The sequence below is a fragment of the Corynebacterium sp. HMSC070E08 genome, from assembly GCF_001808895.1.
GTDB classification, from domain to species: domain Bacteria; phylum Actinomycetota; class Actinomycetes; order Mycobacteriales; family Mycobacteriaceae; genus Corynebacterium; species Corynebacterium hiratae.
The window spans coordinates 1-24,125 of sequence record NZ_KV794792.1; the positions used below are offsets into that span (position 1 = coordinate 1).

24 protein-coding genes are annotated in these 24,125 nt (G+C 61.0%); 16 read left to right on the forward strand and 8 right to left on the reverse strand.

Annotation, left to right across the window (positions count from 1 at the left end; translation table 11 throughout):
• Positions 1 to 5: 5 nt before the first annotated feature.
• Positions 6 to 1,391 (reverse strand): protein adenylyltransferase SelO family protein, encoded by a 1,386-nt coding sequence (locus HMPREF2526_RS10080; protein ID WP_070547203.1) that lies wholly within the window; start codon positions 1,389 to 1,391, stop codon positions 6 to 8.
• Positions 1,384 to 2,199 carry a PhzF family phenazine biosynthesis protein gene (locus tag HMPREF2526_RS10085; protein WP_049155414.1) on the reverse strand — a complete coding sequence of 272 codons (816 nt, stop codon included), beginning with the start codon at positions 2,197 to 2,199 and terminating at the stop codon, positions 1,384 to 1,386. Before HMPREF2526_RS10085 ends, HMPREF2526_RS10080 begins: the two co-directional genes overlap by 8 nt.
• 51 nt (positions 2,200 to 2,250) lie before the next feature.
• On the opposite strand from HMPREF2526_RS10085, the gene HMPREF2526_RS10090 reads away from it, so the two are divergent.
• Positions 2,251 to 3,564: a DUF4921 family protein gene (locus HMPREF2526_RS10090; protein ID WP_180963892.1), complete on the forward strand. Its 1,314-nt coding sequence runs from the start codon at positions 2,251 to 2,253 to the stop codon at positions 3,562 to 3,564.
• Positions 3,565 to 3,643: 79 nt separating this feature from the next.
• On the opposite strand, the gene yaaA is transcribed toward HMPREF2526_RS10090, so the two are convergent.
• Positions 3,644 to 4,366, reverse strand: a complete 723-nt coding sequence (gene yaaA / locus HMPREF2526_RS10095) for a peroxide stress protein YaaA (protein WP_070547204.1) — start codon at positions 4,364 to 4,366, stop codon at positions 3,644 to 3,646.
• A 32-nt stretch (positions 4,367 to 4,398) separates the two neighbouring features.
• Here yaaA and HMPREF2526_RS10100 point away from each other — a divergent pair, with 32 nt between their 5' ends.
• Complete coding sequence (locus HMPREF2526_RS10100) at positions 4,399 to 6,168, forward strand: proline--tRNA ligase (protein WP_070547205.1); 1,770 nt, start codon at positions 4,399 to 4,401, stop codon at positions 6,166 to 6,168.
• Between the two features lie 27 nt (positions 6,169 to 6,195).
• Positions 6,196 to 6,624 carry a DoxX family protein gene (locus HMPREF2526_RS10105; RefSeq protein ID WP_070515637.1) on the forward strand — a complete coding sequence of 143 codons (429 nt, stop codon included), beginning with the start codon at positions 6,196 to 6,198 and terminating at the stop codon, positions 6,622 to 6,624.
• Here HMPREF2526_RS10105 and HMPREF2526_RS10110 read toward each other — a convergent pair.
• Positions 6,621 to 7,475, reverse strand: a complete 855-nt coding sequence (locus HMPREF2526_RS10110; RefSeq protein ID WP_070515635.1) for a hypothetical protein — start codon at positions 7,473 to 7,475, stop codon at positions 6,621 to 6,623. The two genes, HMPREF2526_RS10105 and HMPREF2526_RS10110, sit on opposite strands and share 4 nt — an antisense overlap.
• Positions 7,476 to 7,512: 37 nt before the next feature.
• On the opposite strand from HMPREF2526_RS10110, the gene rimP reads away from it, so the two are divergent.
• The 9 genes from rimP (at position 7,513) to HMPREF2526_RS10155 (ending at position 16,771) form a co-directional block, all read left to right on the forward strand.
• On the forward strand, positions 7,513 to 8,079 hold the full coding sequence (rimP, locus tag HMPREF2526_RS10115) for a ribosome maturation factor RimP (protein ID WP_070515633.1): 567 nt from the start codon (positions 7,513 to 7,515) through the stop codon (positions 8,077 to 8,079).
• Between the two features lie 3 nt (positions 8,080 to 8,082).
• On the forward strand, positions 8,083 to 9,099 hold the full coding sequence (gene nusA / locus HMPREF2526_RS10120; protein ID WP_046648077.1) for a transcription termination factor NusA: 1,017 nt from the start codon (positions 8,083 to 8,085) through the stop codon (positions 9,097 to 9,099).
• Between the two features lie 120 nt (positions 9,100 to 9,219).
• A complete protein-coding gene (locus tag HMPREF2526_RS10125) occupies positions 9,220 to 9,555 on the forward strand; it encodes a YlxR family protein (RefSeq protein ID WP_046648078.1) in 336 nt (111 codons plus the stop codon).
• Positions 9,556 to 9,664: 109 nt separating this feature from the next.
• The gene (gene infB, locus HMPREF2526_RS10130) at positions 9,665 to 12,382 is read left to right on the forward strand and encodes a translation initiation factor IF-2 (protein WP_070512680.1); all 2,718 of its coding nucleotides are present in this window, start codon (positions 9,665 to 9,667) and stop codon (positions 12,380 to 12,382) included.
• A 150-nt stretch (positions 12,383 to 12,532) separates the two neighbouring features.
• On the forward strand, positions 12,533 to 12,976 hold the full coding sequence (gene rbfA / locus HMPREF2526_RS10135) for a 30S ribosome-binding factor RbfA (protein ID WP_046648080.1): 444 nt from the start codon (positions 12,533 to 12,535) through the stop codon (positions 12,974 to 12,976).
• Positions 12,977 to 13,939 (forward strand): DHH family phosphoesterase, encoded by a 963-nt coding sequence (locus HMPREF2526_RS10140; protein WP_046648081.1) that lies wholly within the window; start codon positions 12,977 to 12,979, stop codon positions 13,937 to 13,939.
• Positions 13,940 to 15,238, forward strand: coding sequence for an MATE family efflux transporter (locus HMPREF2526_RS10145; protein WP_046648083.1), 1,299 nt, complete (start codon positions 13,940 to 13,942; stop codon positions 15,236 to 15,238). It abuts the gene before it with no gap.
• Positions 15,239 to 15,282: 44 nt separating this feature from the next.
• Positions 15,283 to 16,104: a metallophosphoesterase family protein gene (locus HMPREF2526_RS10150; RefSeq protein ID WP_049155431.1), complete on the forward strand. Its 822-nt coding sequence runs from the start codon at positions 15,283 to 15,285 to the stop codon at positions 16,102 to 16,104.
• Positions 16,097 to 16,771, forward strand: coding sequence for a 4'-phosphopantetheinyl transferase family protein (locus tag HMPREF2526_RS10155; protein ID WP_046648085.1), 675 nt, complete (start codon positions 16,097 to 16,099; stop codon positions 16,769 to 16,771). The genes HMPREF2526_RS10150 and HMPREF2526_RS10155 overlap by 8 nt, the downstream gene beginning before the upstream one ends.
• Positions 16,772 to 16,780: 9 nt before the next feature.
• Here HMPREF2526_RS10155 and truB read toward each other — a convergent pair whose 3' ends face one another.
• Entirely contained in the window at positions 16,781 to 17,674 is an 894-nt protein-coding gene (gene truB, locus HMPREF2526_RS10160; RefSeq protein WP_070547206.1) for a tRNA pseudouridine(55) synthase TruB, read from the reverse strand.
• A gap of 37 nt (positions 17,675 to 17,711) precedes the next feature.
• Here truB and HMPREF2526_RS10165 point away from each other — a divergent pair, with 37 nt between their 5' ends.
• The 4 genes from HMPREF2526_RS10165 (at position 17,712) to HMPREF2526_RS10180 (ending at position 22,369) form a co-directional block, all read left to right on the forward strand.
• Positions 17,712 to 18,692, forward strand: a complete 981-nt coding sequence (locus HMPREF2526_RS10165) for a bifunctional riboflavin kinase/FAD synthetase (RefSeq protein ID WP_070445677.1) — start codon at positions 17,712 to 17,714, stop codon at positions 18,690 to 18,692.
• Positions 18,693 to 19,610: a nucleoside hydrolase gene (locus HMPREF2526_RS10170; protein ID WP_070547207.1), complete on the forward strand. Its 918-nt coding sequence runs from the start codon at positions 18,693 to 18,695 to the stop codon at positions 19,608 to 19,610.
• A gap of 78 nt (positions 19,611 to 19,688) precedes the next feature.
• Positions 19,689 to 19,958: a 30S ribosomal protein S15 gene (gene rpsO, locus HMPREF2526_RS10175; RefSeq protein ID WP_010190317.1), complete on the forward strand. Its 270-nt coding sequence runs from the start codon at positions 19,689 to 19,691 to the stop codon at positions 19,956 to 19,958.
• Between the two features lie 140 nt (positions 19,959 to 20,098).
• Positions 20,099 to 22,369 (forward strand): polyribonucleotide nucleotidyltransferase, encoded by a 2,271-nt coding sequence (locus HMPREF2526_RS10180; RefSeq protein ID WP_070547208.1) that lies wholly within the window; start codon positions 20,099 to 20,101, stop codon positions 22,367 to 22,369.
• Between the two features lie 106 nt (positions 22,370 to 22,475).
• On the opposite strand, the gene HMPREF2526_RS10185 is transcribed toward HMPREF2526_RS10180, so the two are convergent.
• The 3 genes from HMPREF2526_RS10185 to HMPREF2526_RS10195 form a co-directional block, all read right to left on the reverse strand.
• Positions 22,476 to 23,078, reverse strand: a complete 603-nt coding sequence (locus HMPREF2526_RS10185) for an AMIN-like domain-containing (lipo)protein (RefSeq protein WP_232751665.1) — start codon at positions 23,076 to 23,078, stop codon at positions 22,476 to 22,478.
• A 102-nt stretch (positions 23,079 to 23,180) separates the two neighbouring features.
• Complete coding sequence (locus tag HMPREF2526_RS10190) at positions 23,181 to 23,537, reverse strand: VOC family protein (RefSeq protein WP_369816035.1); 357 nt, start codon at positions 23,535 to 23,537, stop codon at positions 23,181 to 23,183.
• 187 nt (positions 23,538 to 23,724) lie between these two features.
• On the reverse strand, positions 23,725 to 24,125 hold a 401-nt coding region (locus HMPREF2526_RS10195), incomplete at its 5' end, for an HNH endonuclease signature motif containing protein (protein WP_148139567.1).

A 24,125-nucleotide genomic window follows, 5' to 3' on the forward strand; every position in this document is an offset into this window, starting at 1 on the left:
TCGGTTTATCCACACGAAATGTCCCTTAAGCCCGTGCCACCGGGCTGTTCATAAACCGGTGCGGGATCGAAGGGACGGGTCGTGGCCTGCAAGAGGCAGGAGAACTCGTCGACATCGTCAAGTGCAGTCTCGACGAGACGCGGCCGGGGAATTACGCGCGGCACGGTCTGCTCCAGCAGCGCAACGTCGGGGCCACTCGCGCAATAGGCATCAACGAAGTGTGTGTCCGCGAACGCCTCGTAGGCGGCTTCCGGCGTACCTGCCGCGGCGCTGACAAGAGCCCGGTGGGCCTGTGTGAGGTCAGGGCTCGCCTCAGCGAGTGCTGCGTTGTAGTCCTGAATAAGCTCTTCAGGCATCTGCAAGCGCTGCAGGGCTTCGACTCGCCGTGCTTTATCGAAGCGTTGCGCAAAGGAATTGATGGCCTCCTGAGCCCAAGCGAGGGCGGAGTCAGGGGAGTCGTCGAGAAGCGGCAGCAGGGATTCAGCGAGTCGCGCAAGGTTCCAACCCACCATGTCAGGCTGGCGACCAAAGCGGTAGCGGCCCTGCGTATCGATGGAACTAAACCAGGTATCGGGATCATAGTTTTCCAGGAATGCGCAGGGGCCGTAGTCGATGGTCTCGCCCGATAGCGTGGTGTTATCCGTATTCATCACGCCGTGGATAAAGCCCAGCTGCATCCATCCGGCTACTGTGGTGGCCTGCGCATCCATGACACGGGTGAACAGCCCCTGATAGTCGGCACCGGGGTAGTGGCGTTCAATGGTGTAGTCGGCGAGCTGTTCGAGCAATCCGGGCCGCTGAGACTGCGCGGCGAAGTGAAAGGAGCCGACGCGAATGTGGCTCGCTGCAACGCGCACCAGTACGCCCGCCTCCTCCACCACTTGGCGTTGAATGGGGCGGCCGGTGGCAAGGACCGCGAGAGACCGAGTGGTGGGCACTCCCAGGGCATGCATCGACTCGGAGAAGAGATACTCGCGCAGCATCGAGCGCAGAGTGCCACGACCATCAGAGCCGAAGCGCGAGTACGGTGTGGGACCCGTCCCCTTGGCGTGCAGATCCCACAGACCTGCCGGGTTTTGGGGAGCAGTAGGGCCTGTGACCTCTCCCAGTAGGAGAGCGCGGCCATCACCCATGGATGGGTTGTACTGCCCGAACTGAAAGCCGGCGTAGGCCATGGCGTGGGGAGCTATGGGGCCGCGGCCTAGGAGAAACTCCACGCCTTCATCGCTGCGCAGCCAGTCTGGGTCGAGCCCGAGCGCAGAAGCCAGCTGTTCATTGAGCACCACGATCCGCGCCGCGGGCTGTTCCTCCCCTCGGGCCTCTGCGACGAGGTGGGGTAGGCGGCGGGCGAACTCAGTGTGCAGCTCGACAGGAAAGGAAGGCTTAGGCATCGCGGGACTCCAGAGCGCCGCGAACGCGCACGCGGACGTTGCCGCCCACCCAGATGTTCTCGCCGTCGTCATCGATGAAGACTCGACCAGCGCGTCCTACCTGGCCACCTTGGGCCGCGGTGTAGCGAGCAGGAACTGCATTCTTGGCGCGGAGGAATTGGGCAGCCCCGCCGTTGAAGGACCCGGTGACGGGATCCTCGAAGTGCCCGGTAATGGCTCGTACTTCATACGCGGGGGCATCGCCACCGGTGAGGCCGACCACACCGACCTTCACGCCAGGCATGGGCGTGGGGTTGAGTTCGCGTACTGCCTCGGCGGAATCCAGCTGGATGAGGCGCCATCCGGGGCCGTTGTCTACCCAGCCGGAGTCAACGATGCGGTCGACGTCAACTCCGAGAACTGCAGCTGCATCGGCTCGTTCGGCATCGCTGAGAGCCCCCTCGCGCACCAAGGGTGGGGTAGCGAAGGCGAAGCGTCCGTCCTCCTGGCGCACGGTGACCAGGCCTACACCGCATTCCTGAATTAAGGTGCCGCTTTTTTCAAGCAGCTCTGCTGCCACCCGGGCGGTGCCCAGCGTGGGGTGGCCGGCGAAAGGAAACTCTTCGTAGGGGGTAAAGATCCTCACCCGGTAGTCCGCGCGTGGATCCGTAGGCGAGCACAGAAACGTCGTCTCAGAGAAATTGGTCCAGTGCGCGATGCGCTGCATCTCTTCGGTGCTCAAGTCATCGGCATCCGCGACCACGGCGAGGGGATTTCCGCTGAACGGACCAGTGGCGAAGACATCTACTTCAAAGAATCGGTGCTGCATGGACCCCAAGCCTAGTCGCACCGGTGGGTGCGGAGGTCTACGCTGGGCTGCATGAGCGAAGCACTCTTTAGCCGCGTCGAGCCCATCCAAACCATGGCTGATGGGACCGTCAAGCAGGTCAACCCCTTCTCCGGAACGGAGGTGTGGACGGTGCCTGGCCGCGGCAACCGCCCGCTCGCGCATCCAGCACAGGACCCACAACCGCTGGCGGCCGATGCTTTCACGCACACCTGCGCCTTTTGCTCAGGCCGCATGCTGGATACCCCACCGGAAAAGTCCCGTATTCTGGCTTCGGGGGAGATTCAGCGCGGCCTCCTTCCTCACGAGCTGGATGAGTCCGTACCAGCCTTTCGCCGCGTGCCCAACCTTTTTGAGATCGTGTCCTATGACTATTGGCACGAGAACTATGGCTTCACCATGGACCCCGACGTGGCCCGCCACAAGGAGCGCTACGAGTCCGACGAAGCTGGGCGCCTGCATGTGCTCAATGTGGTGCGCACCAAGCTCAAGGCGGCGGGGAAGGATGCCGCGCTGGACGACGAATCCCTGCTCGCCCTCGCCGATGGCTTCTTCGGAGGTGGCCACGACGTCATCATTTCTTCGCGCCACTTTGTGGAGGGTGCGGTCGATGATAGTCAGCTCGCGTCCTCCGGCACGCTGAGCCCCGATGAGCACTTCCTGCTGACAACATTCACTGCGGAATCGACGCGCGAGCTCTACCAGCGCAACCGCTATGCCTCTTATGTCGCCGTGTTCCAGAACTGGCTAGCACCGGCGGGCGCGTCCTTCGATCACCTGCACAAGCAGCTCGTCGCTATTGACGCCTTAGGTATGGCTGCCCACCAGGAAAACGCGATTCTGCGGGCGCACCCGAATATGTACAACGATTGGGCGGTTGGCTACGCGGCAAAGCGCAACCTCGTTATCGCCGAAAACGACTATGCGGTTCTCTTCGCCGGCTTTGGCCACCGCTATCCCACACTGGAGATCTTCTCCAAGTCGCCGCGCTGTGAGCCCTGGGAGCAGACCCCCGGTGAGGTTCGCGGGATGTCGGACCTTATCCACGCAGCGCATGCCGCTGTGGGTCCGGATGTGGCCTGCAATGAAGAGTGGCACCACCGCCCGCCCAGCGTGGATCTGCCGCAGCCGTGGCGTGTGATGATCAAGCTCAGGGTATCGACCCTGGCCGGTTTTGAGGGCGGCACGAAGGTGTACATCAACACCATCGATCCCTGGGGATTGCGCGATCGCATCGTGGATGCCATGTTCCGCCTGCGCGAGCGCGGCAAGATTGCCTCCGGTATCGCGATTGCCACTGAGTGCGAGCTCAAGCGCAACAGCTTGCGCTATAACCCATTGGTTTGAATGGCCCCGCTTCTCCGGAGGCAGATAAATTGATAAATAGATAAATCGGCGAGCGTTGATAAATTGATAAATAGATAAATCAGACCACGAGCACGAGCTCGGTGCCGCGCAATTCGGTGCTCATACCTGCCTCCTGCGCAACACTGGCCGCATCCTTGAGGGAGGAGACGCCTTCACCGTGGAGGGCAAGCACGCGGGCGAGCTCACCCTTGTAGTGCTTGTTGAAGTGAGAGACCACCTTGCGGGAGCCATCCTCTTGCACCGTCTCCACGCGCACGGTGGCGGCATCCTTGAGCTTGCCCAGTTGCTGGTAGGTGCCCGAGCGCATGTCGATGAGGAACTCGCCTGCGGCGACAAGCGCGCGCAGCTCATCCGTGATGGCCGTACCCCATCGCGACTTCAGCGTCCGCCCGCCCAGTTTCGTACTACCGGAGAGTCGGTAGTGCGGGATGAGATCATCGGCGCGCACTAGACCAAATAACGCATCGCCCACGGCGAGGTAGCTCCGCGCTTCCGGGGGAAGGGTGGGGGCGTCGAGGGCGTCGTACAGCACGCCGGTGAAACGCTCCAGCGCGGGCATGGTCGGGGAGGATGCCAACTCGCGGTTAGACTCGGCTTCCCCACGCAGCTTCTCAGAGAGTTTGAGCACTTCCAGCGCTTCATCGACGTCGAGGGAGGACAATTCTGCAGCGATTTCTTGGCGGATCGGATTCAACGCGGGAAAAGAAAGCTCGTCCCAATTCAGGGCCGCGCCGTTGCCGCCGTGTGCTTTGGTCTCAGAAGGAGGGAGGATGATCAGCATGGCTACATGCTAGCGATGTAAACTGAGCAACCATGATTACACGTCTTTCTGAGCTTTTCCTCCGCACTCTTCGTGAGGATCCGGCTGATGCCGAAGTCCCCAGCCACAAGCTTCTCGTCCGCGCAGGTTATGTGCGCCGCGTCGCGCCGGGTGTATACACCTGGCTGCCACTGGGGCTGCGCGCCATGCGCAAGATCGAAGACGTAATCCGTCAGGAGATGAACGCTATCGGCGGCCAAGAGATGCTGTTCCCGGCGTTGCTGCCGCGCGAACCCTACGAGCAGTCGAACCGCTGGACGGAGTACGGCGATAACCTCTTCCGTCTCAAGGATCGTAAGGGCGCTGACATGCTCCTAGGCCCGACCCATGAGGAGATGTTCACCACCGCAGTGAAGGATATGTACTCCTCGTACAAGGATTTCCCGGTCACGCTGTATCAGATCCAGACGAAGTACCGCGATGAGGAACGTCCGCGCGCGGGCGTGCTGCGCGGCCGCGAGTTCACCATGAAGGACTCCTATTCCTTCGACATGACGGATGAGGGGCTCGATGAGTCCTATGCCCGCCACCGCAAGGCTTACCAGAACATCTTCAATCGCCTGGAGATTGATTACGCGATTTGTAAGGCCACCTCTGGTGCGATGGGAGGCTCGGCCTCCGAGGAGTTCCTCGCCGTGTCTGAGGTAGGCGAAGATACCTTCGTGCGGGCCACCGAGGGCGATTACGCCGCCAACGTGGAGGCCGTGGTCACTCAGGCTCCAGAGGAAATCCCCTTCGACGGCCTGCCGGAGGCACAGGAGCATGAGACTCCGAAATCCGAGACCATCGAAACGCTGGTGGAGTGGGCTAAGAGCGCCGGCATTACTGTCGCCGACCGCGAGGTCACCGCAGCGGACACCCTCAAGTGCATGATGATCAAGGTGGCAGCCCCCGCAGCTACGGAGGAAGAGAAGGAATGGGAGCTCGCGGCCGTCCTCATTCCGGGCGATCGCGAGCTGGATGAAAAACGCCTGGAGGCTTCGCTTGAACCGGCCGAGTTCGAGCTCGCCAGCGATGAGGATTTCAAGAAGAGCGACTTCCTGGTCAAGGGCTACGTTGGGCCGCGTGCCCTTAATGCCCACGACGTGAAGGTTTATGCCGACCCGCGCGTTGTTTCCGGGTCGTCGTGGATTACCGGTGCCGATGCCCCGCAGCGTCACGTCGTCGGTTTGGTGGCTGGCCGTGACTTCACTGTGGATGAGTTCATCGAGGCCGCCGAGGTCAAGGAAGGGGACCCGGCACCGAACGGCCAGGGCACTCTGACGCTGGAGCGCGGTATCGAGTTAGGGCACATCTTCCAGTTGGGCCGCAAGTACACCGAGGCTTTCGACGTCCAGATTCTGGATGAGAACGGCAAGCGCGCCGTGCCGACCATGGGTTCCTATGGCATTGGTGTTACGCGCATGCTCGCGGTGCTGGCGGAGCAGCGCCACGATGAGAAGGGCCTCAACTGGCCGGTGGCTGTGGCCCCGTACCAGGTGCACGTGGCCGTAGCGAACAAGGATGCCGCTGCCCTCGAGGCAGGCCAGAAGCTGGTGGAGGATCTGGACCGTGCGGGCGTGGAGGTGCTTTTCGACGATCGCCCCAAGGTCTCCCCAGGCGTGAAGTTCAAGGATGCAGAGCTTCTGGGAATGCCGTTCATCGCCATCCTGGGCCGTGCCTTTGCTGACGGCATCATCGAGCTGCGCATCCGCGGCGGCGAGACCCGTGAGGTCCCCGCAGACTCCATCGTGGACACCTTAACGGAGCTCATCCGCGGCTAGGTGCGTTAAGCGCGTAGGCTCGCGGGTATGAGTTCCCACAACCCCGCACTGACATATTCAATGGCTGCAGCACTCTCTGCCATGGGAGTGCTGCATTTTGCTAAGCCGAAGCCCTTCGAGTCCATCATCCCGCCACAGCTTCCAGGGTCGGCTCGCTTTTACAACTTCACCTCTGGCGCCTGGGAAGTGGTGACCGGTGCACTCCTGGCGAACCCATCGACGCGGCCTGCAGGCGGCCTTTCAGCCCTAGCTTTGCTCGCTGCCGTGTGGCCGGCGAACTTCTACCAAGCCTACAGGGACTTAGAAAGCGGTAAGGCATCAACCGGCAAGAAGATCTACCATGCGGTGCGTCTGCCGTTGCAGATTCCGGTCATGCGCTATGCCTGGTCGCTGTACGCCGAAAAAACGCCAAACGTCGGTAGCTTAGGAAAATCGAGCTCGCGAGGGAGGAATTAAGCTGCACTGATACGGTGAGATTGGGCGGCTACAGAAATAAGCCAGCTTCGCCATTCAGCATTGGGTGCCGCTTGGTCGGGCACCTCCTGTGAGGCGGCGGAGGCCCATGTCACCGTGTCACTATGCGCGACGTCGTCAAGGAACGCGCGCGCTGAGGCGGCGTCTACGGGCAGCTCACCGGAGGTCGAGGTGTAGGCCGCTGCGGGCTGTGGCACTGGTCCGATTTTGGCTACTGCTTCTTGGAGCGCGAGGACGCGGTTCTCGTGCAGAGCGAGGCGCTCATCAACCAGCTCTTCGACGTCAGGTGTGACATAGGAACGAGCAAAGTCCAAGGCATACACCTGCCTGTATTCCCAGTCCAAGAGTTCGGTGGCGAGGTCAGCGTCATCCTCCGTCAGCTCCGGCACAGCGCCCGGTTCATCGGTGGAGCGGGCCTCCATTGCGATGGCTTGGGCGACGAGCAAGGGCCGAGATTCCGGGGAGACCGCGTCAAGTTGCTCTTCAATCGATGAAGAAGCTGCGGCAAGCACGGCAGCCGCATCAGTGGCCTCGTATGCTTCACCCTCACGATTCACTTCGCAGGAGCGCGGAACGTGTCCTTCCTCGTCGCGGCCGCAGAGCCGCTCAATTTCGGAGTAAAGCTCGTCTGCGTGCTGCGCGCGCAGGGACGCGGCATCGGGATCGAGTTCCTGCAGTGCGTGGGCGTCGGCGCTGGCATCGTGAGCCAGAGAGGTCAACGTAGGGTCCGCGTGGGGGCCAAAATAGTCCACGATCGCGTCGGTGGCTTGGCAGCCGCCCAACCATGGGGCGGCGCAGACAAGGAGGGCGGGCACAACTACTCGGCGGTTCACGCGATAGACCCTACCCGTGTGACCTAGTCTAGAGCGCATGGCATTCCCAACACCCGCGCAACTGACCGAAATCCTCCAGCCTGTTGCCGCCGCACGCGGCCTCGACATCGAAGATGTGAAGACTACACGAGCTGGTAAAAAGTCGCAGGTCATCATCCGCATTGATGGTGATGAGCGTCCGAGCTCCGATCTCATCGAGGAACTTTCGCAGGAGATTTCCGAGTTTTTTGATGCACAGGAGGAAGCGGGCACTCTTAACTTTGGGGCAGGCTACACCCTAGAGGTGTCGACCCCCGGCGTGGATTTTCCGCTCAGCGCACCACGCCATTGGCGTCGGAACCAAGGAAGGCTGGTCGGCTATGCGTTGAGCGACGAGCCCGGCACCACCCGTGTCGCCAGAATCGGTGCTCTCTCCGCGGACGAAGAATCAGTGGCGCTCATCACGACCGTGAAGAAGGAGGTGCGCTATCAGGTCGAGCGATTGGAAAATGTGAGCCGTGCAGTGGTAGAAATTGAATTTGCTCAACCTTCAGCACAGGAGCTGGAGGCGGCAATGCAGACGTTCGACTTCGCCGAGCAGAACTCGGCAACCCGAGAGGACTAACAAGTGAATATTGATCTAGAGGCACTCCGCACGATTCAGCGCGAGCGAGGCGTCCCGGTGAAGGACCTGCTCGAAGCAATCGCGGGTGCCCTTTTGTATTCCTACCTGGATCACCGTGCTGAGTCCGCTGAGACGAAGGCGGAGGGGACAAAGTCCCGCGTGGATATCGACGCCGATACCGGCGCCGTTGCCGTCATCGTGACGGAAAGCGATCTGGAGACCGGAGAGGTCGTCAGCGAGTACGACGACACCCCGGATAACTTTGGGCGCATCGGCGCCCAGGCTGTCCGCGATGCCATCCTGCGCAAGCTGCGCGAAAACGAAGCGGAGCGGACCTATGATTCCTATTCAGAATTGATCGGCACGGTGGTGTCGGGCGTCGTCCAGCGCGATATCCACGCCAACAAGCGCGGCGTTATCGTGGTGCAATTGGGTACCGAGCACGATTCGCAGGATGCTTTCCTGTTGCCGGCCGAGCAGCTGCCGGGGGAGAAGCTCGAGCACGGTGACCGCGTTAAGGCTTATGTCGTGGGGGTAAACCGCAACGGGGCGAAGGTGCAGATTACGCTGTCGCGTACCCACCCAGAGCTGGTTCGCGGCCTCTTCGAGCTGGAGGTCCCAGAGGTGGCCGACGGCGCAGTCGAGATCATCGCCATCGCCCGTGAGGCTGGACACCGCTCCAAGATCTCCGTTCGCGGCCACGCCAAGGGCCTCAACGCCAAGGGTGCATGCATCGGCCCGAAGGGTTCCCGCGTCAGCAACGTGATGCGTGAGCTCGGCGGTGAAAAGATTGACATCATCGATTACAACGAAGACCCAGCCGTCTACGTGGGTAATGCTCTCGCACCGTCGAAGGTCGTGCGCGTAGAAATCCTCGACGAGGAAGCACAGGTAGCCAAGGTAACCGTGCCGGATTACCAGCTCTCGCTCGCTATCGGCAAGGAAGGGCAGAACGCTCGCCTCGCAGCTCGCCTGACCGGATGGAAGATTGATATTCACTCCGATGCCGCTCGTGACTAGCTTTCCAACCTGCCTGCGGTGGGATTAAAGGTTTGGCCTATTTTCGCGTAGACTAGACAACGGCCCACATGCAGGAATGCTGTGGCGTAGTAGTAGTGGTGATTCGACGTAAGGAGTGGGATGTCTCAGGGACAGCGACTCCGCACCTGTATCGCCACGCGTCAAAAGCATCCCGACACGGAATTGCTCAGGATTGTCGCCGATAGGGACGATCCCACAGGAAGCCGTGTTGTTCCGGATCCGCGCCGCCGCCTCCCCGGCAGGGGAGCGTGGATTAGGCCAGATCTGGAGGCAGTAGAGCTGGCGGAGCGAACCCGTGCCTTCAGGCGCGCGCTCCGATTGTCCACAGACGTGGACACAGGTCACGTACGTGAGTACCTCGCTGCTCGGCAGCAGGTGCAGTCGGCGGGCAACAGCCCGTGCGACCCAGAGTTAAAAAGGAAGACCGAACACTGATGAGCGCACAACCATGAAGCAGCATCAGCGATGAAAGTCCATAGCCATTAACTAGGGGTCAAGCCGTATTCCGCGGCCTTGGCTCCTAGAAAGATTAAAGAGGAGACAAGTGCCCGGAAAGCTACGTGTACACGAGTTGGCAAAGCAGCTCGGCGTAACCAGCAAGGAACTACTCGCCACGCTGAAGGAACAAGGCGAGTTCGTCAAGACCGCATCCTCGACCATCGAACCGCCGGTGGTCAAGAAGATGCGCGCACATTATGAAGCTAAGGGTGGCAACGACAAGCCGGCGGAGAAAACCGCGCCGGCAGCCTCCCCGGCTTCTGCTGCCAAAAAGGCGGCAGAGAAGAAACCAGCAGAGAAGCAGCCGGCTACCGCCGCTAAGCCTGGTCCGAAGCCGGGGGCAGCGCCGAAGCCGGGTGCCGCTCCCAAGCCGGGCGGCGCCCCGAAGCCGGGAACTGCGCCTAAGCCGGGCGGTGCCCCGAAGCCGGGTGCACAGCGCAAGAATGCGGACAAGCCTGGCGAGCGCGCAGTTACACCGCGCTCCATGCCGAAGCCTGGTGGTACCCGTCGCGTCGCCAATAACCCGTTCTCCACGGGCGGCTCGAGCGATCGCCCCAGCCCCGGACCACGTCCGGGCGGCAGCAAGGGGCAGCGCTCCGCCGGCAAGCCTGGTGATAACCGCGGTGGCAAGGGCGGAGCACGCCCGCAGGGTGATGGCAATCGCAGCGGCGGACGCCGCCCATCGCCGGCCATGATGCCTTCGCATCCGAACCCGGCCAGCATGCCGTCGAAGGCCGCAGGCAGCGGCGGTGGCGGTCGCGGCCGAGGTGGTCGTGGCGGCGGACCGGGCCAGGGTGGCCCAGGCCACGGTGGTTTCCGTGGCGGACGCGGCGGTCGCCGCGGTGGTACCGCTGGTGCATTCGGTCGCCCTGGTGGCGCACCGCGTCGCGGCAAGAAGTCGAAGCGTCAGAAGCGCCACGAGTTTGAAGAGCAGCAGAAGCATGAGGTAGGCGGCGTACGCCTGCCTGACGGCGGCGGCAAGGTGGTTCGCCTGCGCCGTGGTGCCTCCCTGGCTGACTTTGCCGAGAAGATCGGTGCGGACCCCGCGGCATTGGTTCAGGCACTGTTCAACCTCGGCGAGATGGTGACGGCTACGGCCTCCGTCTCCGAGGACACCCTGCAGCTTTTGGGCTCGGAGATTAACTACGAGGTCCAGGTCGTCTCGCCGGAGGACGAGGACCGCGAGCTGCTCGAGTCCTTCGACCTGCAGTTCGGTGAGGACGAGGGCGGCGAAGAAGCCCTTGAGAAGCGTCCGCCAGTCGTCACCGTGATGGGTCACGTTGACCACGGTAAGACCCGCCTTCTGGACACCATTCGTAAGACCAACGAAGGTGCGGGTGAGGCCGGTGGCATTACCCAGGGCATCGGTGCCTACCAGACCACGGTGAATCTCGAGGATGGCCCGCGTACCATCACCTTCCTGGATACACCGGGCCACGAGGCGTTTACCGCCATGCGTGCCCGTGGTGCCAAGTCCACCGACTTGGCCATCCTGGTGGTCGCCGCTGATGACGGCGTGATGCCGCAGACCATTGAGGCGATCAACCACGCCAAGGCAGCGGACATCCCGGTCGTCGTCGCGGTCAACAAGATTGATAAGCCGGAAGCTTCCCCGGATAAGATCCGTGGTCAGCTCACTGAGTACGGTCTGGTGCCGGAGGAATACGGCGGCGACACGATGTTCGTGGACATCTCCGCGAAGAACAACATCAACATCGACGAGTTGCTGGAGGCTGTCATCCTGACGGCGGACGCTGCACTCGAGCTCACCGCTAACCCGGATATGGATGCGCAGGGTTCTGCCATCGAGGCTCACCTCGACCGTGGCCGCGGTCCGGTGGCTACCGTCATCATTCAGCGCGGTACGCTGCGCATTGGTGATTCCATCGTGGTTGGCGATGCGCACGGACGTGTGCGTCGTATGCTCGATGAGTTTGGCAACGACGTGGAAGAGGCCGGCCCGTCCCGCCCGGTCCAGGTGCAGGGTCTCAACGGCGTGCCTGGTGCCGGCGACAACCTCTTGGTTGTCGAAGATGACCGCGTCGCTCGCCAGATTGCCGCACAGCGTGACGCGCGTAAGCGTTCTGCTCTGCAGGCCAAGGCCCGCAAGCGCGTCTCCCTCGAGGATCTGGATGCAGTGCTCAAGGAAACTTCGACGCTCAACCTCATCCTCAAGGGCGACAATGCCGGTTCCGTCGAAGCTCTGGAAGATGCCCTGCTGGACATCGAGGTCGACGACGAGGTTCAGCTCAACATCATCGACCGTGGCGTCGGTGCTGTGACGCAGACCAACGTCAGCCTGGCTGCGGCTTCCGACGCCGTCATCATCGCCTTCAACGTTCGCGCTGAAGGCAAGGCGACGGAGGAAGCGAATGCCGAGGGCGTTGACATCCGCTACTACACCGTGATTTACCGCGCCATTGAAGAGGTTGAGGCAGCTCTCAAGGGCATGCTCAAGCCCATCTACGAGGAGCGGGATACCGGTGCGGCGGAGATCCGCGCGCTGTTCAAGTCCTCCGCCGTCGGCACCATTGCCGGTTGTATGGTCACCGAGGGCAAGGTCAAGCGCAACGGCAAGGTTCGCCTCGTGCGCGACGGAAACGTCATCGTCTCCGATGCCAAGATCGAGTCCCTGCGCCATGAGAAGGATGACGCAAACGAGATCAACGCCGGCTACGAGTGCGGTATGGTCCTGTCCTACCCGGACATCCAGGTAGGCGATATCATCCAGGCCTACGAGGAAGTCGAGGTCCCCCGCGACTAATCACATCTGAGCTCTCCGCTCACTAAGAGCGCTCGGATAAAAAGCCCAGCCAGGAAACATTCCTGGCTGGGCTTTAATCATTTCGGCCGAAAGGTGCAGAATCGGTATCCTAGACTAGTTGCCAGTACCCGTACGCAAAGGAGCTTCACCATGGTTGATCACGCACGCGCCGCGCGCATGGCAAAGCGCATTCAGACAATCGTTGCCAGCGCTATTGAACGCCAGATTAAGGATCGTCGCCTTGAGCTTGTGACTATCACGGATGCCCGCGTTACGGGTGACCTGCACGATGCCACCGTGTACTACACGGTGCGCGGCGCGGATATCGAATCCGAGCCGGATTACGATCAGGCTGCCGAGGCTCTCACGCGAGCTAAGGGGCAGTTGCGCAAGATTGTGGGCGACGAACTGTCGGTTCGCTTTACACCGACGCTGTCCTTTGAACTTGACACTGTCCCCGAGGCGTCCGCTCACATGGAGGATTTGCTCGCCCGCGCCCGTGCCCGCGATGCGGAGTTGGCCAAGTTGAAGGAAGGCGCGCAGCCGGCTGGTGATGCGAATCCGTACAAGACCTCGGATAAGGAAGAGGACTAAGTGTCACGAACCAACTACGAAGCCGCAGTTGATGCTCTGGTGCAGGCCAGCAGTATTTGCATTATCACGCACTTGCGCCCAGACGCCGATGCTGTCGGCTCTGCGGCGGCCCTCACCTTGGCGCTGCGCCAGCGCGGGAAGCAGACCCGCACCGTGATCGGGCAGCGCCGCGATATTTCCGCCAACCTATTCTCCATTCCTACCGTGGACGAGATTGAGTTGGTGGATGAGCTTCCGCAGGGCTACGACCTTTATGTCACTGTGGACTGTGGCTCGATAGAACGGACAGGTTCGGTAGCGCAGGGGCTCGAGAAAATGGCCGCCGTCGGCCGCGTCCTATGTATCGATCACCATGCTTCTAACGACGGCTTTGGTGCCATCAACGTGGTGGATCCAGTGTGTGAGTCCACCACGGTGGTTCTGCTCGATATCCTGGATAGGCTTTCCATCCAGATCGATCGCGTCATCGCGCACTGCCTGTACGCGGGCCTTGTTACCGATACCGGTAACTTCCGGTGGGGCCGCCCAGCGATGCATGATATCGCTGCGCGCCTGATGCTCTATGGGCTCGACACCAAGCAGATTGCGCTGGAACTCATGGACTCCAGCACGGCCGATGACCTGCAGATGATCGGACGTGTGCTCTCAGGCCTCAGAATTGAGGAAGCAGGGGAGCACCGCCTGGCGGTTCTCTTCGTGCCGCATGAGGAAGTCGCGTCTCATGCCGATTCCGCCATTGAGTCTTTTGTCGACTATGTCCGCGCATTGAAGGGCACTGACATTGGAGTGGTCTTCAAGGAACAGGCGCCCAATGTGTGGGCAGTATCTTTGCGTTCCTCTGCGGTCAACTGCGCCGAAGTGGCCCTCACCTTCGGCGGCGGTGGGCATGTTCCGGCTGCTGGCTATACCGCGCACGGAACGCCCGAGGAGGTTATCGCGCAGCTGGTAGGTGCGTTGTCCTAAATGGCTTCCGAGCAACCAGTCAAGGTTTCTGCCGCGGAGGTTTTCCGCCTCGCTGTGCCCGCTCTGGGCGTTCTCGCGGCGATGCCGCTTTATTTGCTCCTGGATACCGCGGTGGTGGGCCGGCTTGGAGCGGAGGATTTGGCCTCGCTGGGAGCTGCGGCCACGCTACATTCCGTGGTCACGACCCAGCTGACCTTCTTGTCTTATGGCACGACCGCGCGAGCCTCTCGTTTATTCGGTGCGGGTAAGCGGGAAGAGGCTGTGGCGGAGGGCGTGCAAGCAACGTGGGTTGCCGTGGGCGTGGGGTTGGTGCTCGCTATCATCATGTGGCTCTTTGCCGGCGTCTTTGCGCTGTGGTTGACTGGCAATCCAGATACGGCGCGGGGGACAGCACAGTGGCTGCGAATCGCGGCCGTCGCTATTCCTTTTACCCTCATCAACATGGCTGGCAACGGCTGGATGCGCGGTGTTCAAAACACCCGCAAGCCTCTCTACTTCACCCTTGCAGGTATGGTTCCTGGCGCCATCGCGGTGCCTATTTTCGTGCACTTCTGGGGTCTGCCGGGCTCAGCTCTGGCCACGGTGCTGGGCATGGGGATCATCGCGGCGTTCTTCGTGGCGGAGCTGCGCCGCGAGCATGCCGGTTCGTGGGAGGTCCGCTGGAGCGTTGTGCGTCGGCAGCTCGTGTTGGGGCGTGACCTCATCGTGCGTTCGTTGAGTTTCCAAGTGGCATTTTTGTCGGCGGCAGCGGTGGCCTCGCGTATCGGAACTGCCCAGTTGGCTGCGCATCAAATCATGATGCAGATGTGGAACTTCCTGTCCCTCGTTCTGGATTCCCTCGCTATCGCTGCCCAAGCATTGACCGGCGCGGCATTGGGGGCAGGGTCAGCGCGCTATGCCCGCACGGTGGGAACCAAGGTGACGCTCTACTCGACGTCTTTCTCCCTCGCGCTCGCAGCGGTACTAGGCCTCGGCGCCGGTGTCATTCCGCAGATTTTTACTACGAGCCCGGAGGTCCTCGAGGTCATTTCCGGCCCGTGGTGGGTTATGACTTTCCTCGTCATTATTGGCGGCGTCGTTTTCGCCCTAGACGGCGTTCTCCTAGGCGCTGGGGACGCAGCCTTCCTCCGCACGCTCACCCTCGCATCGGTGCTCTTGGGCTTCCTCCCCGGTGTCTGGTTGGCCCTGGTTTTCGGCACCGGCCTGACCGGGGTGTGGGGCGGAATCGCCGCGTTCATCCTCATCCGCATGGTGGGCGTGGTGTGGCGCTTCTACTCCATGCGGTGGGCGCAGGTCTAGCCCTGTGGTAAAAGTAGAGAGAATGTTTGTGTGAAGGAGGCGCTATGACCACGTTGTGGGCTGTCTCCGATCTCCACGCGGCGGTGCGAGTCAACGGGGACCGTATCGAGGAACTCGTTCCGCCGAATCCGAATGACTGGTTGATTGTGGCGGGCGATGTGGCCGAGCGCATTGACCTTGTCATCAACACCTTGGCGCGGCTGAAAAACCGCTACGCCACCGTGATCTGGGTGCCCGGCAATCACGAGCTCTTCTCCCGCGGCCAGGACGCGTATCAGGGACGTGAAAAATACGATCGGCTCGTGGAAGGCTGCCGGGAGATTGGCGTGGTTACCCCAGAAGACCCTTTCCCGGTTTTTGGAGGGGTTACTGTCGTCCCGCTTTTTACGCTGTATGACTACAGTTTTCGTCCGCCGGGAACGACGGTAGAGCAGGCGCTTGCGAGCGCGAAGCAGAAGCAGATCATCATGACTGATGAATTTGCTATCGCCCCGTTCGTCGATGTGCGCGCGTGGTGCTGGGACCGCTTGGCGTATTCCATCAAGCGCCTATCACGGGTTGAGGGCGAGACCGTCCTGATCAATCACTGGCCACTGGTGCAGGAGCCAACCTTGTACCTGCGCTGGCCCGAGGTGGCGTTGTGGTGTGGAACCCGCCACACGCGTTCCTGGCCGCGGCGCTACAACGCCAAGGCGGTCATCTACGGTCACCTCCATATGCCTAACCGAGCCAACATTGATGGAGTAGACCACATTGAGGTGTCTCTGGGCTATCCGCGTGAGTGGCAAGCGCACGGGCATCTCCAGCCGTGGCCATATCCGGTGCTGAGTATCGATGAGAAGACAGGGAGGGCAGAGCATGCTTGAGCCTTCCCTCTTCCCGGAGTCAGCGCGCTATTGCTATGTGCGTACAGACGAGTCGATGACCGATCTGCTCAATTACAACCACCTATCCCCGGAGGAGCGCTCCGTGGTCTCCCAAGCCGTGGACGTGCGTAAGTCCGAATTTGGGGATGCACGCTGGTGTGCCCACCAAGCCTTGAAGGAGCTCAACTACACCGACAATGAGCCGATTCTGCGCGGCGAGCGAGGCATGCCGCTGTGGCCGGAGGGCTATACCGGATCGATGACGCACACCGAAGGCCTGCGTGCAGCGGTAGCAGCGCCAACCACCCACGTGCGCTCGATGGGGCTGGATGCCGAACCCGCGGAGCCTTTGCCGGAGCATGTGCTGACGATGATCGCTCGGCCGGGGGAGATGCCGCAGCTGGCTCAGTTACAAGCGGCGGGTATTTCCTGCCCGGACCGCCTGTTGTTCTGTGCCAAGGAGGCCACCTACAAGACGTGGTTCCCCATGACCCGGCGGTGGCTTGATTTTGACCAAGCGGAAATTGACCTGCGCCTAGACGGAACGCTGGTCTCTTACCTCTTGGCACGGCCGACTCCAGTGCCGTTCATTACGGGGCACTGGATCATCCGGGATGGCTATGTCATCGTTTCTGCTGCCGTTCCAGCGCTCAACTTTGACAGGTAAACCGGGTCATTAAAGCGTCGAGGGCCGCGCGACGAAAACCGTGGTTAAGCGCTTTCCTTTTTCTTTGATCAAGGCGATCGACCGTCCCTGCGGATCGACGGCCGCGTAGGTGCCTTTCAACCCACGCGGCTCCAGCCACTTGCCCATAGCCAGGGCCTGGGCCTCATCATCGGTGACTTCTAAAACCGGATAGCTGCGAGCGAGAGCCTCATCGAGACTCAGGGACAGCGTCGGGGAGTCCTCGAGAGCAGAGAGGGGGAGGGCGTCGTCAAGCGTGAAAGGGCCCACCTCCGTGCGGCGCAAGGCGGTGAGATGCCCGCCGACGCCGAGGGCCTCACCCAGATCCCGAGCCAGCGAGCGGATGTAGGTTCCCGAAGAACACGCGACCGACACGTCCAAATCAATGAACTCGCCGCAGCGCCGCGTATCGAGGATATCGAAGCGGCTGACCGTCACTGGGCGCGCGGGGATCTCAACTTCTTCACCTGACCGCACCCTTTCATGCGCGCGCTTGCCATCCACTTTGATGGCGGAGACCGCTGCTGGGCGCTGCATAATATCGCCGGTCAAGGCAGCAATTTCTCGCGCAATGGCGGAATCCTCCACTGCGGTTGCCGGTTTGCCCCACGTTGCTTCCCCCTCCGCGTCGTCGGTGTGGGTTGCCATGCCAAGACGAATCGTTGCGTCATAGGCCTTGGTGGAGGCCACCATGTGGGCAAGAAACTTGGTGCCGCGCTCGATGCCTACGACGAGCACTCCAGTAGCCATCGGATCAAGCGTGCCTGCGTGCCCCACCTTGCGGGTGCGGAAGAAGCGGCGCAGTTTTCCCACGACGTCGTGCGAGGTCATGCCGGCGGGTTTGTCGACGACCACGAGGCCGGAACGTTCGAGCGGATCAGTCATGCCCTGCAGTCTAGGGCACCGGCCGCAGTGGGATAGCATGGTGCCCGTGGATATTTGGTACGGAATCGATAGCATCCCCACTGACCTTGGCCCGACCTCGGTGACAATTGGTGTCTTCGACGGCCTGCACCGCGGGCACCAACAGCTCGTGAGGAAGGCCGTTGAGCACGCGCACAGACATGGACAGCGCGCGGTCATGGTGACCTTCGATCCGCACCCAGTCTCCGTATTCTTGCCGGAGCGCGCTCCTCTCTCCGTGATCACTTTCGAGCGTCGCATGCAGCTGGCGGAAGAAATGGGCATCGAGGCCGTGCTCGTCATCGACTTCACCGAAGAACTCCGGGGCGTCGAGCCGCGCGACTATGTGACGGATCTCCTGGTGGAGCGTTTGCACACAGAGCACGTCGTGGTGGGGGAGAACTTCACCTTTGGCGCGGGCGCGTCCGGCACCGCGGAGGCGCTGGCGGAATTCGGCGCTGAGTTCGGCTTCGGCGTTGACATCGTGCCCTTGCTTGACGACGACGGCGAGCGCATCTGCTCCACCAACATTCGCGCCGCCCTTGCCAAGGGCGATATTGCGCGCGCCAATTGGGCGCTGGGGCGTCATTTCACGGTGACTGGGCCCGTTGTGCGTGGTGCAGGACGTGGTGGAAAGGAGCTTGGTTTCCCAACCGCTAACCAGTATTTCCCGGAATCCGTCGCCATTCCAGCCGATGGCGTCTACGCGGGCTGGTTCGTGGTTGAGCCCACCGGCGCCCCTCTGGAAGGTGACATGGAGCCCGGCATTCCTTATCCCGCAGCCATTTCGGTAGGCACCAACCCTACCTTTGGTGACGAGGAGCGTTCGGTGGAGTCCTTCGTGCTGGACCGCGACGCTGACCTTTACGGCCACGAAGCCACCGTGCATTTCGTCGACCATGTGCGTGACATGGAGAAATTCAATTCCGTGGAGGAGCTCCTGACAGCTATGGAACGTGACGTTGCCCGAGTTCGTGAAATTCTTGCCCGCGAGGTTTAAATGAAGATCATCCTCGACCTTGATACCGGAATTGATGACGCCCTTGCGCTCGCCTATGCCTTAGCGCACCCCGATCTCGAGCTGATCGGGGTTACGGGTACCTATGGAAACGTTCCGGTGGCGTTGGGCGTGCGTAACTCGCTGGCGTTGCTCGAGCTTCTCGACGCCGAGGATGTCCCCGTCTTCATCGGTCCGACGCGGCCGGGCTTTAGCGTTGCTCCCATTTCTGCTTTCATCCATGGCCGCAATGGCCTTGGGGAAGTACTTCTGCCTCCGCCGCGCCGCAAGGCATACGAGGACGCAGTGGGCTTTCTTATCCGTTCGGTCCGTGAGCATGGCGAGGATCTGGTTATCGTGCCGACGGGGCCGTCGACAAGCATTGCAGCCGCCATGCGCAAAGACCCGGACTTTGCCCGCAACGCCCGCATCGTGATGATGGGTGGGGCGCTGACCGTACCCGGGAACGTCACTCCTTATGCCGAGGCCAACGTTTTCCAAGATCCCCAAGCCACGGACTATGTATTCCGCCATGCTCAGGACCTCACGATGGTGGGGCTCGATGTCACGCTGCGCACGTTGCTCACCAGGGAGCACACGAAGCAATGGCGCGGTACACCCACTGGTCGTATCTACGCAGACATCGTGGACTACTACATTCGCGCCTACAAGACGACCTCTCCGCACCTTGGCGGTTGCGGGCTCCACGACCCTTTAGCGGTAGCTGTGGCTGCCGATCCCTCGCTGGTCACCTGCCTCGACCTCAATCTGCGGTGTGAGGATACTGGCCGCACAATCGGTGACCCGGAACGCTTGGATAACCCCACCACCCGTGTGGCCGTTGCGGTAGATGACGCGCGCTTTGTTGATGATTTGATGTCGAAGCTCGGCAGCCTCTATACTTCTACTTCGGCTTGCTGACTGCGGTCCACAGTAGTCACGGGCAGCGCCTCATGGCGCAACATTTCATGTGGACTGAAATACAATAGGAGATTTTCCATGGCTTTGAGCACCGAGAAGAAGGCTGAAATCCTCAAGGAGTACGGCCTGCACGAGACCGATACCGGTTCCCCGGAGGCACAGGTTGCGCTGCTGACTTCCCGCATCAACAACCTGACCGAGCACCTCAAGGATCACAAGCACGATCACCACTCCCGCCGTGGTCTGTTGCTGATGGTTGGTCGCCGTCGTGGCCTGCTGAAGTACCTGGCCGCTAACGACGTTGACCGTTACCGCGACCTGATTTCTCGCCTGGGTCTGCGCCGCTAAGCGCTTAACTTTTGGCCCCCGCACCTTGTGTGCGGGGGTTTTCTTGTCTCATCTGCTAAAATCCTTGGACGTTGTCAGAAAACATCGAAGAAGAGGCGGCACCGAAGATCGCCATGACAGCTCCAAGGAGAGTTATATCCATGAGCGCTAAGAACGCTAAAAAGCAACCGAACAATTCCGTCGAGTTTCTTATCGACGATGATTACGGCATCACCGAGGCCATCGCCACCCTGGACAACGGCGATTTCGGCACTCGCACCATCCGTTTTGAGACGGGCCAGCTGGCTCGCCAGGCCGGTGGCTCCGTGACCACTTACCTGGACGAGGACACCATGCTGCTGTCCACGACCACCGCTTCTAACCAGCCGCGCGAAGGCTTCGACTTCTTCCCGCTGACCGTGGACGTCGAGGAGCGCATGTATGCCGCGGGTAAAATCCCGGGTTCCTTCTTCCGCCGCGAGGGGCGCCCTTCCACCGAAGCTATCCTGGCCTGCCGCCTCATCGACCGCCCGCTGCGCCCAACCTTCGTTAAGGGCTTGCGCAACGAGGTTCAGGTTGTTGTCACGGTCCTCTCCATGGACCCGGAGGAGTACTACGATGTCGTTGCCATCAACGGCGCTTCCGCCTCCACCCAGCTCTCTGGCCTGCCGGTATCCGGCCCGGTGGGCGGCGTGCGCATGGCACTGATTGCTGATGATAAGCACCCGAAGGGCCAGTGGGTGGCCTTCCCGAATAACGAGCAGCACGAGCGTGCTCTCTTCGAGATGGTCGTTGCCGGCCGCATCGTGAAGAAGGGCCGCAAGGACGACGTAGCCATCATGATGGTCGAGGCCGGCGCTGGTGTGAACGTAGCCGAGCGTATCAAGGAAGGTGCACCGGCTCCGCAGGAGTCCACCGTGGCTGAGGGCTTGGAGGCTGCGAAGCCTTTCATCAAGTCCCTGTGTGAAGCGCAGGCAGGTCTGGCGGAGCGTGCAGCGAAGGAGACGCAGGAGTTTCCGCTCTTCCCGCCCTACGGTGATGATGTTTACGCGGCCGTCGAAAAGGCAGCCTCCAAGAAGCTGGAGAAGCTGCTTACCATCCCGGGTAAGCAGGACCGCGACGACGCCACTAATGAGTACATGGAGCAGGTCGAGGCTAAGCTCATCGAAGACTTTGATGACCTCGACGAGACCGATGCATCCAAACAGATCCGCAACGCCTTCAACGCCGTGATGAAGGACATCGTGCGCACCAAGATCCTCACCGAGGGCTTCCGGATCGATGGCCGTGGTGTGACCGATATCCGTGACCTCGGCGTGGAGGTTGATCTGATCCCGCGTGCACACGGCTCCTCTCTCTTCGAGCGTGGCGAGACCCAGATCCTGGGTGTGACCACCCTGGACATGCTGAAGATGGAGCAGCAGATCGATTCTTTGACCCCAGTGGAGTCCAAGCGCTACATGCACCACTACAACTTCCCGCCGTACTCCACCGGCGAGACCGGCCGCGTAGGCTCCCCGAAGCGCCGCGAGATTGGTCACGGTGCGCTGGCTGAGCGCGCGTTGCTGCCGGTGATCCCGTCCCGTGAGGACTTCCCCTACGCCATTCGCCAGGTGTCTGAGGCCCTTGGTTCCAACGGTTCTACCTCCATGGGCTCCGTCTGTGCGTCCACCCTGTCCCTCTACAACGCGGGCGTTCCGCTGAAGGCCCCAGTGGCGGGTATCGCCATGGGCTTGGTTTCTGGTGAAGTTAACGGCAAGGAAAAGTTCGTGGCACTCACCGATATCCTCGGCGCTGAGGATGCCTTCGGCGATATGGACTTCAAGGTTGCCGGTACCTCCGAGTTCATCACCGCCCTGCAGCTGGACACCAAGCTGGATGGCATTCCATCGCACGTGCTTGCCGACGCCCTCGAGCAGGCCCGCGACGCCCGTGCCGCCATCCTCGACACGATGTCTGAGGTCATCGAGGGCCCAGACGAGATGTCTGGCCTGGCTCCGCGCATTACCTCGGTGACTATCCCGGTGAACAAGATTGGTGAGCTCATTGGCCCGAAGGGCAAGACCATCAACGCCATCACCGAGGAAACTGGCGCCGATGTCTCCATCGAGGAAGACGGCACCGTCTACATTTCGGCCGCTACGGGTGAAGCCGCTGACGCTGCCATCGACCGCGTGAACAGCATTGCTAACCCACAGCTGCCGAAGGTGGGTGAGCGCTTCCTCGGCACCGTAGTGAAGACCGTGGCTTTCGGTGCCTTCGTTTCCCTGACCCCGGGTCGCGACGGCCTTGTGCACATCTCGAAGCTGGGTGGCGACGAGCGCATTGAAAAGGTCGAAGACGTCGTCAACGTTGGAGATAAGATTCAGGTGGAAATCGCCGACATTGATAACCGCGGCAAGATCTCCCTGGTCCCTGTCGAGGAGGATTAATCTCCAGACTAGCTAGGACTGTTAGGACCTCCTAGAACCTCCTAGAACAAGGGCCCTGTAACCCAGGAATTAGCTGGGGACAGGGCCCTTATCGTTTCACCACACGTCAAACCTGGAAGTCGAGAACTAGGCGTTTGGGGTCCTCCAGGAAAATCACTGAGTACGGTGTCTTCTTCTGTAGTCCAATGATCAATTGGGTTTGTGCCTCGAATGAGGTCGTGTATACGACTTCGCTCACCACACCAGTACCGGGAGTAGTTCCTGGCTTCATATACCTTTCTTCGAGATCGGCTGTGGAAGGCCACGGAGTTCCTTCGATCCCCAGATTGAGAAAAGTGTTTCCCTTTACTTCGACTGGATGACCTGATGCCTGCTGACGAGGATCGTCGGTATAGGCGGTGAACCAGCCGGGCTCACCTTCTCCCTCGAGGTCAACCACCACCCGCGTGAAACCGTCGTGAGCGCCTACGCGCACGCCCGTCGGAATGAGGCCGCCCAACCGATCTGGCATGTGGTGTTGGTCATCAATCGCAGCCGTCCCCATACCCGCAAAGGCAGCAACATTGGCATCCTGTTGTGAGGGAGCATTCTGCGTGTCACTGGACGGCGGCTCCGGCCCATCGATAGCAGCGGAGCTAGACGGAATTTCACTGAACTGCGGTGTCGGAGTCGTGTCTGACCCACGCTCCGCGCATGCAGTTAGAGGCATTACGCATAGGGCGCTAACGGCTGCGATGATAGCGACGGAAGAAGGTAAGTGTGACATTCTTTATTCTCTATTTCTTGAGCTGTACCAGTTGGATGAGGTTGCCTACGGTGTCATCGAAGACGGCGATGATGGAGGGGCCGACGTCGGTCGGCACCATAGTGAAATGCACTCCCACTTTTCAGTGAGCTCGCTATATTCTCGCTCCACGTCTGCGGATAGGAACTGGGTGACAGGGACACCATCAGCCTTGAGTGCTGCTGCGTAGTCCTTGGCCGCGGAATGGGCCTTGGGCTCGAGCAGGAGCTCCATATCCCCTTGGCCTTCCGCATTGGTGACCGTGAGCCACCGAAAGTCTCCGTGGGTTACATCGTCCTTGACTCGAAAGCCGAGCGTATTGACATAGAAGTCGTGAGCGAGGGCAACATCATCGACGGGTACTGAGGCAATGTAGATCTGCATTCACTCCATCCTAACCGGCATGACTAAGTCCAGCCGGTCCCAATGGCAACAGTTGGGGCGAGCCTGACTGGGCTTCGGCAGTGCAGTCGTCGTCTGTGACGACGGTGGTTGTGTTCCTGGTTTCTTGGGTTCTTTCCTTTCTGCTGGATTGGTGTCGTCGTTTTATTCGACGGGGTGGGGTCAAGGTTTAGAAGGGGATGTCGTCGGTGCTGGCATCTGTGTCGGTGTTGTCCGCGTCCTCGGCTTCGGCTTGGGCTTGGGCTTGGGCTTGTTGTTGTGCGTAGTCGTCGAGTTCTTGTTTGAGGTATTGGGCTTCCTCGCGGATGCGTTTCCTGGTGGCGGTGATGTGTTGGGCGACTGTTTGTGCCCACCGTTTCTGCTTTGGTGCTAGCGGCCCGTCGGCTTCGGTAATAGTCCAGGTGCCATCCTCAAAAAGCCAGATGACATCCCCGCTGTAGGGGTCCAGCAGGTATTTAAGGGTGCCATCGGTTTTCATGTTGTGATGGCTTTGGCATAAACACGCCAGGTTCTTCGGGTGGGTTGGCCCGCCTTCAGCCCAGTTGTGTCGGTGATCCAACTGGCTGAGAA

Excerpts from the sequence above, each read along its gene's own strand:
- HMPREF2526_RS10080 (WP_070547203.1), bottom strand. The coding sequence starts at position 1,391 with ATGCCTAAGCCTTCCTTTCCTGTCGAGCTGCACACTGAGTTCGCCCGC.
- HMPREF2526_RS10085 (WP_049155414.1), bottom strand. The coding sequence starts at position 2,199 with ATGCAGCACCGATTCTTTGAAGTAGATGTCTTCGCCACTGGTCCGTTC.
- HMPREF2526_RS10090 (WP_180963892.1), top strand. The coding sequence starts at position 2,251 with ATGAGCGAAGCACTCTTTAGCCGCGTCGAGCCCATCCAAACCATGGCT.
- yaaA (WP_070547204.1), bottom strand. The coding sequence starts at position 4,366 with ATGCTGATCATCCTCCCTCCTTCTGAGACCAAAGCACACGGCGGCAAC.
- HMPREF2526_RS10100 (WP_070547205.1), top strand. The coding sequence starts at position 4,399 with ATGATTACACGTCTTTCTGAGCTTTTCCTCCGCACTCTTCGTGAGGAT.
- HMPREF2526_RS10105 (WP_070515637.1), top strand. The coding sequence starts at position 6,196 with ATGAGTTCCCACAACCCCGCACTGACATATTCAATGGCTGCAGCACTC.
- rimP (WP_070515633.1), top strand. The coding sequence starts at position 7,513 with ATGGCATTCCCAACACCCGCGCAACTGACCGAAATCCTCCAGCCTGTT.
- HMPREF2526_RS10125 (WP_046648078.1), top strand. The coding sequence starts at position 9,220 with ATGTCTCAGGGACAGCGACTCCGCACCTGTATCGCCACGCGTCAAAAG.
- rbfA (WP_046648080.1), top strand. The coding sequence starts at position 12,533 with ATGGTTGATCACGCACGCGCCGCGCGCATGGCAAAGCGCATTCAGACA.
- HMPREF2526_RS10145 (WP_046648083.1), top strand. The coding sequence starts at position 13,940 with ATGGCTTCCGAGCAACCAGTCAAGGTTTCTGCCGCGGAGGTTTTCCGC.
- HMPREF2526_RS10150 (WP_049155431.1), top strand. The coding sequence starts at position 15,283 with ATGACCACGTTGTGGGCTGTCTCCGATCTCCACGCGGCGGTGCGAGTC.
- HMPREF2526_RS10155 (WP_046648085.1), top strand. The coding sequence starts at position 16,097 with ATGCTTGAGCCTTCCCTCTTCCCGGAGTCAGCGCGCTATTGCTATGTG.
- truB (WP_070547206.1), bottom strand. The coding sequence starts at position 17,674 with ATGACTGATCCGCTCGAACGTTCCGGCCTCGTGGTCGTCGACAAACCC.
- HMPREF2526_RS10165 (WP_070445677.1), top strand. The coding sequence starts at position 17,712 with ATGGTGCCCGTGGATATTTGGTACGGAATCGATAGCATCCCCACTGAC.
- HMPREF2526_RS10170 (WP_070547207.1), top strand. The coding sequence starts at position 18,693 with ATGAAGATCATCCTCGACCTTGATACCGGAATTGATGACGCCCTTGCG.
- rpsO (WP_010190317.1), top strand. The coding sequence starts at position 19,689 with ATGGCTTTGAGCACCGAGAAGAAGGCTGAAATCCTCAAGGAGTACGGC.
- HMPREF2526_RS10180 (WP_070547208.1), top strand. The coding sequence starts at position 20,099 with ATGAGCGCTAAGAACGCTAAAAAGCAACCGAACAATTCCGTCGAGTTT.
- HMPREF2526_RS10185 (WP_232751665.1), bottom strand. The coding sequence starts at position 23,078 with ATGCCTCTAACTGCATGCGCGGAGCGTGGGTCAGACACGACTCCGACA.
- HMPREF2526_RS10190 (WP_369816035.1), bottom strand. The coding sequence starts at position 23,537 with ATGCAGATCTACATTGCCTCAGTACCCGTCGATGATGTTGCCCTCGCT.